Here is a 12456-nt window from a genome sequence, read left to right on the forward strand (position 1 = left end):
GATCGTGCGGAGAAGGAGTGGACGTGAGCGCAGTACAGGAGTTGGAGGCCCCGGCGAAGCGGACCGGCGGCGGCAGTCCGCGGGGGACCGGGTTGTTCCGGGCGTTCTGGCGGTGGCACTTCTACGCGAGCTTCCTGGTGATCCCGGTGCTGCTGATTCTCGCCGCGACCGGGCTGATCTACCTGTTCCGGTTCCAGCTCGAACCGGTGCTGCACGCCGGCCTGATGAAGGTCGACCAGCCCGGCGGCCTGGTCGCGCAGCCGTACGAGACCCAGCTCGACGAGGTACGGCGCGCCTTCCCCGACGCGACCGTGGTGTCGATGACCGAGCCGTCCGCGCCGAACCGCTCGACGGTCTTCTCGGTCGACACCGCGGACGGCTCGCGGGACGTGTTCGTCGACCCGTACGAAGGCAAGGTGCTGGGCTCGCTCGACCCGGACCGGACGTTGTCGGGCGCCGCGATCCTGCTGCACGGCGAGCTGATGGCCGGCCGCTGGGGCGACTACGTGATCGAGATCGCCGCCTGCTGGGCGATCGTGATGGCGTTGACCGGCTATTACCTGTTCATCCGCGGCAGGGTCGCGCGAGCGCGCCGGCGAGCCGCTGGTGCGGCGGGCGCCGTACTGCGGTCGCGGCACGGTCGCACCGGCGCGATCCTCGGTCTCGGGCTGCTTTTCCTGGTCGTGTCCGGCCTGCCGTGGACCGGCTTCTGGGGCGCGAAGACCCAGCAGCTCGCGACCCATCAAGGGACATCGTTCTGGGCCGAGGACCCCGGCGCGCTGTCGAACCCGACGTCGACGCTGGACGAATCGTTGCCGCACAGCCACTCGGTGCCGTGGGCCCTCGGCAAGTCCGAGGTACCGCGCTCGGACCCGTCCAATCGCACGCGGTCGGTGGCCACGGTCGACACGGCCATCGCGGTCGGGGAGCGCAACGGGCTGCAGCACCCGATGACGATCGCCCTGCCCACCGGCGACGAAGGCGTGTTCTCGGCGATCGGCTACGCGTTCAGCGACCCCGGGAAGGAACGCACGCTGCATGTCGACCGGTACGGCGGAGGCGTGGTGTCGACGTACGGGTATCGCGACTATCCGAAGCCGGCGAAGGTCGTTGCCCAGGGCATCGCTCTGCACGAGGGCCGCCGAGTGGGCGTCGTGAACTTCTGGCTGACCACGGCCTTCTGTCTCGGCCTCATGTTCATGTGCGTCACCGGCCCGCTGATGTGGTGGCGCCGCCGCCCGAAGGGAAACAGCCTCGGCGCACCCCGCGGCCGCCTCCCGCTGCGCGCGACCCCGGGCCTGGCTGTGCTGGTCGTCGCGCTCGGCCTCTTCCTACCCCTCTTCGGGCTGACCCTCCTGGTCGTACTCCTCCTCGATCACTTCGTGCTCCGCCGCGTTCCGGGCCTGCGGACGTGGTTCACCGTGACACCTCGAGGCTGACGCCGTCCGCGATCCCGAATACCACGATCTCCCCTCACCATCCGGTGCTGTTAGAGAGGCGTTAGAAAGCTCGGGGTGGGTGTCGGGGCGTGGTTAGCTCCGGCCGGTGACGGAAACGCGTGAGGACGAGGCCGTTGGTGTGCTGCCGCCTGCCCGTGGGCGGGTGGTGGGGTGGTTGCTGCATGATCGACCCGCCGGGCATCCGGGGCCGCATCGGCCGGCGCCGCACGCGACGCACCGTTGGTGGAAGGTGATGTGCCTGACCGGCGTCGACTACTTCTCGACGCTCGGTTACCAGCCTGCGATCGCCGCGGCGGCGGTCGGGCTGCTGTCGCCGGTCGCGACCCTGATCCTGGTCCTGCTGACGCTGCTCGGCGCCCTGCCGGTCTACCGGCGGGTCGCCGCCGAGAGCCCGCACGGCGAGGGGTCGATCGCGATGCTCGACCGGCTGCTCGGCCGCTGGAAGGGCAAGTTCGCCATCCTGGTCCTGCTCGGCTTCATGGCCACCGACTTCATCATCACGATGACGCTGTCGGCGGCCGACGCCACCGCGCACGTCATCGAGAACCCGTACGTGCCGCACTGGTTCGAGGGCAAGGAAGTGATCATCACCCTCGTCCTGCTGGCGCTGCTCGCCGGTGTGTTCCTGCGTGGGTTCGGCGAGGCGATCGGGATCGCGGTCGCCCTGGTCGTGGTCTACCTCGGCCTGAACCTGATCGTCGTCGCCAATGCGCTCTGGCACGTGGTCACCGCGCCGGAGCTGGTCGCCAACTGGCGCGGCATGCTGACCACCGAGCACTCGAACATCTGGGTGATGATCGGCATCTCCCTGGTCGTCTTCCCGAAGCTCGCCCTCGGCCTGTCCGGCTTCGAGACCGGGGTCGCGGTGATGCCGCAGGTCGACGGGTCGCCGGACGACGACCCGGCACGCCCGACGACGCGGATCCGGAACACCCGCAGGCTGCTGACGACGGCCGCGCTGATCATGAGCGGCTTCCTGATCACGAGCAGCTTCACGACGATCGTCCTGATCCCGGAGAACGAGTTCAAGGACGGCGGCGCGGCGTCCGGGCGGGCTCTCGCGTACCTCGCCCACGAGCATCTCGGCAACGTCTTCGGCACCGTGTACGACGTCAGCACCATCCTGATCCTGTGGTTCGCGGGGGCGTCGGCGATGGCGGGCCTGCTGAACATCGTGCCGCGGTATCTCCCGCGGTACGGCATGGTTCCGGACTGGGCCCGGGCGACCCGCCCGCTGGTCATCGTGTTCGGCCTGATCGCGTTCGTGATCACGCTGCTGTTCAAGGCCGACGTCGACGCGCAGGGCGGTGCGTACGCGACCGGCGTACTCGTGCTGATCATGTCGGCCTCGATCGCGGTGACGTTGTCCGCGCGGCGCCAGGGGGAACGCGTCCGGACGGTCGGCTTCGGCGTGATCAGCCTGGTGCTGCTGTACACGACGGTCGCGAACATCATCGAGCGGCCGGACGGTGTCCAGATCGCGTCGCTCTTCATCGTCGCGATCATCCTCACCTCGCTGATCTCCCGCGCCACGCGCTCACTGGAGTTGCGCGCCACGGAGGTCCGGTTCGACGCGGAGGCGTGCCGGCTGATCGCCGAAGCCGCGCGACACGGTGAGCTGCGGATCATCGCGAACGAGCCGGACGCCCGCGACGCGGCGGAGTACCAGGAGAAGGAGGCCGAGCAGCGCGAGGTGCGGAACCTGCCGGAGGGCCTGCCGATCCTGTTCCTCGAGGTCACGCTCACCGACGCCTCGCAGTTCGAGACCGAGCTGGACGTGCGCGGCGAGGAACGGCACGGCTACCGGATCCTGCGGGTCGACAGCCCGAGCGTGCCGAACGCGATCGCCGCGCTGCTGCTGAAGATCCGCGACGAGTGGGCGGTGATGCCGCACATCTACTTCGCCTGGGCCGAAGGCAACCCGTTCTACTTCCTGCTGCGCTACCTGATCTCGGGCGAGGGCGACGTACCGCCCGTCACCCGTGAGGTTCTTCGGCGCGCCGAGCCCAGGCGTTCGAACCGGCCGTGGGTGCACGTCGGCTGACGGTCACCGGCGGGTCCGCAGGCCGTGGCGGATGAGGGTGTCGAGGCGTTCCCAGGCTGGTGAGGATGCGTTGATCGAGGACTGTACGAGTTGGGGGAGTGTTGCCAGGTCGTCCGGGGGCTCGTGCAGGTCGGTGGCGGGGTAGCGGGCGAGGGATGCGGTGACGATGCGGTCGGCGAGGTCTGTGAGGGTCGGGTCGGCGGGGTCCAGGTCGTGTGCGCGGTCGTACTCGAGGTAGAGGCGGCGGAGTTCCGGGTCGTTCTGGGCCTGGGACTGGTCGGCGAAGTAGCGGCGGGCGGTGTCCGGGTAGGTCGCGAAGGTGAGGATCCACAGGTCCCTTTCCAGCGCGATCCAGCGATCGGAGAAGCCGAGGTCATGGAGTCGTAGGAGGTGCTGTTCGACCTCGGGTGGCAGGAACGGGCTGCTGCCGGCGGCAAGGCGCTGCAGGCGGGACAGGGTGGCGGTCAGCCGTTCGATGCGCGCCGTCAGTTCGGTCACCGCCGCGGAGGCCGCGTCCTGAAGCTCGGCCGGTGATCCGGCGGACAGGCGGGCGATCGTCGCGAGCGGCAGGCCGGCTTCGGCCAGGGTGCGGATCTTGACCAGCTCCACGAGGTCCTGGGCGGAGTACCGGCGGTACCCGGACTCGTCGCGCGGCGGTTCCGGGAGCAGCCCCTTGTCGTGGTAGACCCGGATCGTCTTGGTCGAGACGCCGACGTACCGTGCCAGCTCGCCGATGGTGATCACGACACCAGCTTGACCCTTCCCCTGGGGCAATGTCGCACGATGCCGGTATGACGAGTTTCGATCGGGAAACCCTCCGCGCCCTGGCCGACGAGGGCAACGAGCGCGCCCAGGACCGGCTGGCGGACCTGGCCGACGAGCGCGACGACGTCGAGGAACTGAGCGAGCTGCTGGACGAGGGCTGCCTGTACGCCGGCGAGCTGCTGACCCGCCGCGCGGCCGCCGCGCGCGACCTGCGGGAACTGCAACGCATCGCCGACGCCGGGTACGACGAGGCGGGTGAGGTGCTCGACCGGCTGCTGACCGTCGAACCCGACTGATCCAAGTATCGTGGCGGTATGAGTGCGCAGCGGCGGCCGACGATGTACGACGTGGCTGCCCTGGCGGGGGTTTCGCATCAGACCGTCTCGCGGTACTTGCGGTCGGATCCGGCCGTGCGGGCGGACACGGAGGTGCGGATCAAGGCCGCGATCGACGAGCTGGGGTACCGGCCGAACCTGATGGCCCGCGCGATGCGGACGCGGAGCACCGGGGTGGTCGCGATCATCCTTCCGGGGTGGACCGGGCCGGAGCGAACCGTCGCCGCGGCGTGCGAGGAGGCGCAGCGGCTCGGGTACCAGGTGGAGATCGTGATCGGCGTCGACGAGGACCCGGCCGCGTTGAGCCGACTGGCCGACGACATCCTCGGACGCGGTCAGGTCGACGGTGTGCTGTCGGTGACACCGCTGACGGGCACCACGAACAGCGCCGGCGTCGTCGTACAGACTGCGGAGTTCGACCACCGGCTGCACGCCGTGCAGGCGGTCGCGGCGGACGAGGCGACGATGGAGGAGATCCTGGAGCGGCTCGCCGCGCTCGGGCACCGCGACTTCTTCCACGCCGCGGGACCGCAGGACTGGAAGTCGGCCCAGCTGCGCAAGTCCGGGTACCTGAAGGCCTGTGACCGGCTCGGGCTGCGGTCGCACGGCGTGTACGACGGTCCGTGGCATCCGGAGACCGGCGCCGAGGCGGTGCGGTCGTTGCCCGTCGACACACCGGTCACGGCGGTGGTCGCGGCGAGCGATCACATCGCGGCCGGGGTGCTGCGCGCGGCGTTCGAGCGCGGCTGGCGCGTGCCGGACGACTTGAGTGTCACCGGCTGGGACGACCTGACCCTCGTACGGTACGGCACCCCCGCGTTGTCCACCGTCCGCGTAGACCGCGAATCCTCGGGCCGGCACGGCATGCGCCGCCTGATCGCCGCGATCCGCAACGAACCCGAACCGGCCCCGCTGCCCGCGGCCCCGACCGAGATCGTCTTCCGCGAAACCACCGCCGCACCCCGCCGGTCACGCCAGAGTTGACAGCGGCGTGGTCAGGTGAGGACGAGGGCGCCCAGGTGCCAGAAGCGGTCGGGTTCGCTGTCCAGGATCAGGTCGGCGGTGCGGCCTGTGGGGCCGCCGTCGAGGTCTGCGTGGAGCCAGGTGAAGATGCCGCCGGGCAGGTCGGTGGACGTGGCGAGCACTTTGTTGCCCTCGGCGATGATCGTCGGGGGACAGTCCGGGCCGCCGTCGCCGACGAGTGCCGAGAGACGGACCGGTCCGGGTGGCAACGTGATCCGTAGGGTGCGGGCCGGGTAGTCGCCACAGAAGTCCCGGCGCAGCGGGTCCCACGTGTTGCCGCGGTCGCGGCCTTGTGGTGCCGTGCCGACCCATCCGTAGCCGAGGGTCGTGTTCCAGGTGGTGCTGGGGGAGACCCGCGCGTAGCCCGTCACCAGCGGGCTGTCGGCGGTCCCGATGTCCAGCGCGAGATGACACTGCGCGGCGTCCGGCGTGACCACGAAGGTCTGGTGCCGCGAGCTCAGTGCTGTCTGCGACGGTGTGATGTCGATCGACAGGTCCACGTGATCCGCGATCAACGGCGGCGTGACGGGCAGTACGACGGTGGCCGCGGCGCCCGGTCCGACGGTCGCACTCGCCGTACCGGCCTGCCATCCCGGGTCCACCGGATGCACCGTTGCCGCGAAGGACCGCAACCTGCTGCTCGCGTTGGTGACCTCGACCGGGAGGTTGTTCGGCTTCCCCCCGAACAGCAACTGCCCGCCCGGATAGCCGAGCTGAAGCCATCCCGTCCCGCCCGACACGATCCGTGAGAAACGGTAGAAGTACGACACGATCGTGTCCCGCCAGCGCTCCGCCTCGATCACGTGCGCGTCGAAGGTGGCGGCGATGTCGCCGTGCCGCGCCTGATCCACCCGGCCCGCGAGCCGCTCCCACGCTCGCCGGAACGCAACCACCTTGTCGTAGCCGTCGAAATGGCTGTCGTAGATGTGCTGGATGACGGTCTTCCCCGAGTGCAGCCGGTGCGTGTACGGCACCCAGTGCATGAACAGCAAGAGCTCGTCCGGGCACTTCTCCAGCGAACTGCAGATCTCCTGCCACGGCGGGGCGTACATCCCGGTGAATCCGGTCGCGGTCCGGTCGAATCCGGTGCCTTCGGCGGTGGTGTGGTGCGACAGGTTCTGCGTGGTCGTCGGCGCCGGCGCGAAGTGCGCGCCGAGTGGGTACGTCAGATAGCCCATGCCCAGTGGCGACGTGTAGCTCTCGTACGTCTGCCACGACTGCAACATGATTGCCTTCAGCACCGACCTGAGCTGCGGGTCGCCGCCGAACGTGAGCTCGATCCACTCCGACACGATCTCGTCCGCGGACAGCCCCGGGTTCCACGCCAGCCGCGCGAACCCGTGCGTGTTCGCAGCGCCGAGCTGATAACCGGTCCAGTCCCGGTCGTCGCCCAGATTGATCACCCCGGCCAGACCGACGTTGTCCTGGTCGTACGCGACTCCGGTCACGATGTCCGCGACGGTCGACGCCTTACCGGTGTGTGTCTGGAAGCCCAGGATCGACTTCCACTCCGGGACCAGGTAGCACAGGTGTGTCGAGTGTCCGGTGTACTCCTGCGTCACTTGCAGCTCGATCATCTGGTTGGTGTGCGGCAACCCGCCGAACAACGGGTTCACCGGCTCCCGGACCTGGAAGTCGATCGGCCCGTTCTTCGTCTGCACGACCGCGTTGCCGTGGAACTGCCCGTCGAGCGGATGGAAGACCCGGTACTGGTACTCCGCCCAGTCGTCGAACCCTTCGTGGACGAAGGACCTCCACACCAGCCGCCCGTCGTACGGCGCGAGCCGGTCGGCGAGCATGTTGGCGCCTTCGGCATGGGTGCGCCCGTAGTCCAGCGGGCCCGGCTGCCCCTCGGAGTTCGCCTTCACCAGGAACCCGCCGAAGTCCGGGATCAGCCGGTAGATCTCGGCGATCTTGTCCTGCCACCACTGCTGGACCCGGGCGTCGAGCGGATCGGCAACGGTGATCGGTGCCGGCTGGTCCTTGGTCAGTGTGATCGGCGCGGCGTAGTTCGCCGACAGCCACAGCCGCACACCCCACGACCGCAGGACGCCGGCCAGCGCCGCCAGCCCCGGCAGCCGCTCGGAGCGGAGGAACTCGGCGCTGGCGTTGACGTTGTTGACCACGGTGTGGTTGATCCCGACGGACGCGAGGATCCGGGCGTAGTCGACGTACCGCTCGCGGAGCCCGGGGAGCTCGTCCCAGGCGAAGATCGACTTGCCGGCGTACCCGCGTTCGATGCTGCCGTTCAGGTTGTCCCAGTGGTTGACCATGCGCAGCGGGGCGGCCGGCCGGTCGGTCAGGTCCAGCCGGTCGAGCGGGCGGCGGCGTTGCAGTTGCTGCAGGAACCGGAACGCGCCGTACAGCGCTCCGCTCTCGCCGGACCCGGTGATCTCGAGCCGATCGGCGCGACGCTTGATCGTGAACCCCTCCGGACCGAGGGCACTGTCCGCACCGACACCGACGACAACCGCGCCGTTGCCGATCTGATCGCGCACCGGTGTCGATCGCCCGAGCAGCCCCGACAGTCCACGGGCCAGCTCGGCGCCCGCGGATCGCAGTACGGCGTGGTTGCCGAGCACAACGACATGGGTGAACGCGGCGCGGTACCGGGACAGCACTGCGCTGTCGTCGACGAGCCGGTAGCGAAGCCAAAGGTCGTAGCCGTCTTCGTTGGGCGGTACGGCGAACGCGGCGCCCGGCAGGAGACTGGCAGCCAGCGCGCTGGCTGCACCGGCGGCCAACAGCGTGCGGCGAGTGATCGTCATCGGCTGCTCCCTTGTCATGACTGGTACGTCCGCACGTAGTCGAACCGGGCCGTCGTGCCGGTGCCGCCCATCGACATGAGACCGAGCTTCAGCGGTCCGGCGTCGGCGGGCAGGTACCAATAGCTGCCCCATTGCCAGTGCCGGCCGTCCAGGCTGGTCGCTGCCTGGAACAAGTGCTCGCCGGTGACCAGCTGGGCGGTGTGGCGCAGCCGCAGCCACATGGTGTCGGCGCTCGGCCCGAGCTGGATCGCCTCCGCCCAAGGGGTCGCGTCTGCTCCAGGCCACAGGAAGGCCTGTTGTACGGCGCCTGTGCGCGTCGGAGCGAGCTGTAGCGATTGTGTTCGCGAGGCCCAGGCGATCAGGCCGGCGCGGGCATTGCCGGTGCTGCCTGCGAACGGCAGCGACAGCCGCGTCTCGACGGTGTAGTCACCTTGCGGTGCGTCGCGGAGCAGGACGGTGGCGAGGTTGTCTTCCTTGCTGAGGTCGTTGGCCTGGGTGTCCCACACCAGCTGACCGTTCTCGAGTCGGCCTTGGTTCGGACCGGTCCATTGCCAGCGCGAGTCCGCGGTGTCGAACTCGTCGCTGAAGTCCGGGAGGAGTTTGCCGATCCGCGGATCCGGGACCTTGTGCGTGACCGGCTCGTAGAGCTTCGTCATCGCGAGGTTGTCGCCCTGTGCGGAACCTGTCAGGCCGATCTGGGCGGCGCCGGCCAGCCCGTTCGCGAGCCGGATGTTCAGTTCGGCGAGCGCGTTGTCGCCGAGTGCTGGGGCGACTTGGACGGTCGCCCGGTCGCCGCGTACTTCGACGCTCACGGAGTGCCAGGTGTCGTACCGGAAGCCCGGATAGAGCGCGGTCTGCGCCGAGTTGACGAGCTTTCCGCCGACGCGCTGTTCGACGCGGAGCGAGCCGCGGGACGGATCGAGCCAGGCGACGGAGTAGTTGCGCGGCGAGTGGTAGGCGAAGACGAGTCCTGCCCGGCCGGTCGACGTCCGGAGATCGCCCTCGACGCGGTAGTCGGCCGGTCCGCCCGTACGGCTCACCAGGAGCGACGAGGCGTCGGCGGATTCGGCGTACCCGCCGCTGGATGCGTCCTGGCCGACCGTCCACTCGCCGCTGAGCGCACGCCAGTCGGACAACGACGAGGACTCGTTGAACGAGCTGCCGATGGTTGGCGTCGCGGCGGGCGCGGGCTGCGGCTGGTCGGAGGTCCACAGGCCGGCGCGGACCGTCGGCCAGCCGCCGATCCAGTCGAGGCGGTCCATGGACTGCGGGCGGCCGCCCCACGTGTGGTCGGCGCGGATGTCGGAGTTGACGAGATTCCACTGCTGTCCGGAGCGGTCCACCGTGACCGCGTTGTGCCCGGTCGCGGAGAGCGAGTTGCCGTTGAACGAGTTCACGATCGTGCCGCCGGGCCGTGTGGCGGTGAGCGACACGCCGCTCTCGTCCACGAACGGACCGGTCGGCGAGGTCGAGCGGCCGACGAGCACCGGGTAGCCTCCGCCGCCGACGTTGCCGATGCAACAGCCGTAGCCCGAGTAGAACAGGTAGTACCAGGGACCGCGCTTGGTCACCCAGGTGCCTTCGCCGCGCTCACCGGCGACGACCTGCTGCGACGTACCGACCGTGCTGCGGCCGTCGGGCGCGAGCCGTACGACGTGCAGCCCGCCGCGGCGGAACGAGCCGTAGTACAGGTACTTCGTGCCGTCGTCGTCGATGAACATCATCGGGTCGATCTCCATCACCTCGCTGTCGGCGACGAAGTCCACGACCGGATGGCCGATGTCCTTCCACGGGCCGGCCGGCGAGTCGGCGATCGCGAGCCCGATCGCGGCGCCGAGCGGCGTGGAGCTCGGCGCGGAGTAGTACATGTAGTACTGGCCGTCGATGTACCGGACGTCCGGAGCCCAGTACCCCTTCTGCGGCCAGGGCGCCCACTCCGGATGGTTCTCGGCACTGAACGCGTCGCCGAGGAACTCCCAGTGCACGAGGTCGGCGGAGCGCACCATCGGGATCAGGTGCTGCGGACCGCCGTTGTCGGCGTTCTCGCGGGTCAGGCTGGTGTTGGTGGCGTAGGAGTACCAGGCGCCGTCCTTGGCGCGGATCAGCCCGACGTCGGAGAACGCCTGGGCGATGTCACTCATCAGCGGATTGGTGAAGGTGCTCCGCGCAGGCGCGGCGCCGACCGGTGGCAGTCCCACACCGGCGATCAGCGCCGCCACGAGGCCGGCGAGAAGCAGACGGAACGACACGGTTCGAGGCATGACAGCAGGTCCTCACTGGGCGGGGGAGGTCTGACAGCGATCAGCTGCTCCGCGAGCGGGGTCGCGGTGCCGTGTTATCGATCACCCAGACCGTAAGTGATCGATAACATCCTCGCAAGACCTGATCGCGGACGAGGTCCGTCGAGGCGGATCGCGCGTCGGCAGGTGTGATCCGGGGCGCGGTGGGACACTGCGGAAGGGCGGGGTCACGGAAGGGAGCGGTGAAGGTATGGGTATCGCTTACGAAGTCGGGCTTCCGCTGATGGCTGAAGCGGACGTCAACGCACCCTGGAACAGTCACGACACCCGGGTGCTGGTCGTCGCCGTGCTGGGAATCGCGCTCATCGTCGTCTTGATCGTCGCGTTCAAGGTGCACGCGTTCCTGGCGCTCACGATCGGAGCACTGTTCGTCGGCCTCGGGTCCGGCATCGGCGCGGGCGCGGTCACGAAGTCGTACGAGAACGGCGTCGGCAGTGTCCTCGGGTACGTCGGTGTGCTGATCGCCCTCGGCGCGATGGTCGGCAAACTGCTCGCCGACTCCGGCGGCGCCGATCAAGTGGTCGACACGCTGCTGCGCGGCCGGGCCGGCGGGCTGCCGTGGAAGATGGCGCTGATCGCCTTCATCATCGGGATCCCGATGTTCTTCGAGATCGGCCTGGTCCTGCTGATCCCCGTCGTGGTCCTCGCCGTCCGGCGGACCGGCGCCCGCGCGATGCTGCTCGGGATCCCGGCCCTCGCGGGCCTGTCCGTCCTGCACGGCTTCGTGCCGCCGCACCCCGGTCCGCTGGCCGCGATCGGCGTCCTCGGCGGCAACGTCGGCATCACGCTGGCGCTGGGTCTGCTGGTCGCGATCCCGACGGTGATCGTCGCCGGGCCGCTGTTCGGGCGGCTGGCCGCGCAGTGGGTGCCGATCGGCGCCGCCGGTGCGGCGCTCGAGGTCGGCGCCGGTCACCAGGAGGCCGAGGTACATCCAGGCGGTCCGCCCACCATGTCGTCGGGGTCGTCGGGGTCGTCGGGGTCGTCGGGGTCGTCGGGGTCGTCAGGGCCGTCAGGCTCAGCCGGGTCGGCCGGCTCGTCCGGGGCATCGGTGATGGACGGGGACGACGCGCCGGCCGGATCGGTGCGGACCCGGACGCCGAGCTTTGCGGCGACGATCGTGACGGTCCTGTTCCCGGTCGCGCTGATGCTGCTCAAGGCCGCGTCGGACGTGTGGATGAGCAAGGACAACCCGCTCTACCCGACCCTGCAGTTCATCGGCGATCCGGTGGTCGCGCTGCTGATCGCCGTCCTGCTCGCGATGTACACCTTCGGCACCGCGGTCGGCTTCGGCGTCCCGGAGCTGAGCCGCAAGATCGGCACGAGCCTGCTCCCGATCTCCGGCGTGATGCTGATCGTGGGCGCCGGCGGCGGGTTCAAGCAGGTCCTGGTGGACGGCGGCACCGGCACGGCGATCGCCAAGATCGCGATCGCGGCGAACCTGTCCGCCCTGCTGCTCGGCTGGATCGTCGCGGTCCTGATCCGGCTGGCCACCGGCTCGGCAACGGTCGCGACGGTCACCGCGGCCGGCATCGTCGCGCCGCTGGCGGCCGGCGAGAGCACGACGCACCTCGCCCTGGTGGTGCTGGCGATCGGCGCCGGTTCGCTGTTCTTCTCGCACGTCAACGACGCCGGATTCTGGCTGGTCAAGGAGTACTTCGGCATGACCGTCGGCGAGACCATCAAGACCTGGTCGGTGATGGAGACCATCATCTCAGTGATGGGTCTGGCGCTGACCCTGCTCCTGTCCACCTTCCTCTAGCG

The 12456-nt window shown here is 69.5% G+C and carries 8 protein-coding genes; 5 read left to right on the forward strand and 3 right to left on the reverse strand.

Annotation, left to right across the window (positions count from 1 at the left end; all coding sequences use genetic code 11):
• The first annotated feature begins 23 nt into the window (after window positions 1–23).
• Together AB0L64_RS30420 and AB0L64_RS30425 are read left to right on the forward strand one after the other, a co-directional pair.
• Window positions 24–1439, forward strand: a complete 1416-nt coding sequence (locus AB0L64_RS30420) for a PepSY domain-containing protein (protein WP_363715614.1) — start codon at window positions 24–26, stop codon at window positions 1437–1439.
• Between the two features lie 106 nt (window positions 1440–1545).
• Window positions 1546–3504 carry an amino acid transporter gene (locus tag AB0L64_RS30425; RefSeq protein ID WP_363715616.1) on the forward strand — a complete coding sequence of 653 codons (1959 nt, stop codon included), beginning with the start codon at window positions 1546–1548 and terminating at the stop codon, window positions 3502–3504.
• 3 nt (window positions 3505–3507) lie between these two features.
• On the opposite strand, the gene AB0L64_RS30430 is transcribed toward AB0L64_RS30425, so the two are convergent.
• On the reverse strand, window positions 3508–4248 hold the full coding sequence (locus AB0L64_RS30430; protein ID WP_363715618.1) for a MerR family transcriptional regulator: 741 nt from the start codon (window positions 4246–4248) through the stop codon (window positions 3508–3510).
• A gap of 47 nt (window positions 4249–4295) precedes the next feature.
• Here AB0L64_RS30430 and AB0L64_RS30435 point away from each other — a divergent pair, with 47 nt between their 5' ends.
• Together AB0L64_RS30435 and AB0L64_RS30440 are read left to right on the forward strand one after the other, a co-directional pair.
• Window positions 4296–4565, forward strand: coding sequence for a hypothetical protein (locus AB0L64_RS30435; protein WP_363715620.1), 270 nt, complete (start codon window positions 4296–4298; stop codon window positions 4563–4565).
• A gap of 18 nt (window positions 4566–4583) precedes the next feature.
• A complete protein-coding gene (locus AB0L64_RS30440) occupies window positions 4584–5588 on the forward strand; it encodes a LacI family DNA-binding transcriptional regulator (protein ID WP_363715622.1) in 1005 nt (334 codons plus the stop codon).
• A gap of 11 nt (window positions 5589–5599) precedes the next feature.
• Here the strand turns inward: AB0L64_RS30440 and AB0L64_RS30445 are convergent, their stop codons facing one another.
• Together AB0L64_RS30445 and AB0L64_RS30450 are read right to left on the reverse strand one after the other, a co-directional pair.
• Entirely contained in the window at window positions 5600–8395 is a 2796-nt protein-coding gene (locus tag AB0L64_RS30445) for an alpha-glucuronidase family glycosyl hydrolase (RefSeq protein ID WP_363715624.1), read from the reverse strand.
• Window positions 8396–8409: 14 nt separating this feature from the next.
• On the reverse strand, window positions 8410–10656 hold the full coding sequence (locus AB0L64_RS30450) for a family 43 glycosylhydrolase (RefSeq protein WP_363715626.1): 2247 nt from the start codon (window positions 10654–10656) through the stop codon (window positions 8410–8412).
• Window positions 10657–10885: 229 nt separating this feature from the next.
• Between AB0L64_RS30450 and AB0L64_RS30455 the strand changes: the two genes are divergently transcribed.
• Window positions 10886–12454 (forward strand): gluconate transporter, encoded by a 1569-nt coding sequence (locus AB0L64_RS30455; RefSeq protein ID WP_363715628.1) that lies wholly within the window; start codon window positions 10886–10888, stop codon window positions 12452–12454.
• Window positions 12455–12456: the final 2 nt, after the last annotated feature.

This window comes from Kribbella sp. NPDC051936 (assembly GCF_040680955.1).
Taxonomy (GTDB): Bacteria; Actinomycetota; Actinomycetes; order Propionibacteriales; family Kribbellaceae; genus Kribbella.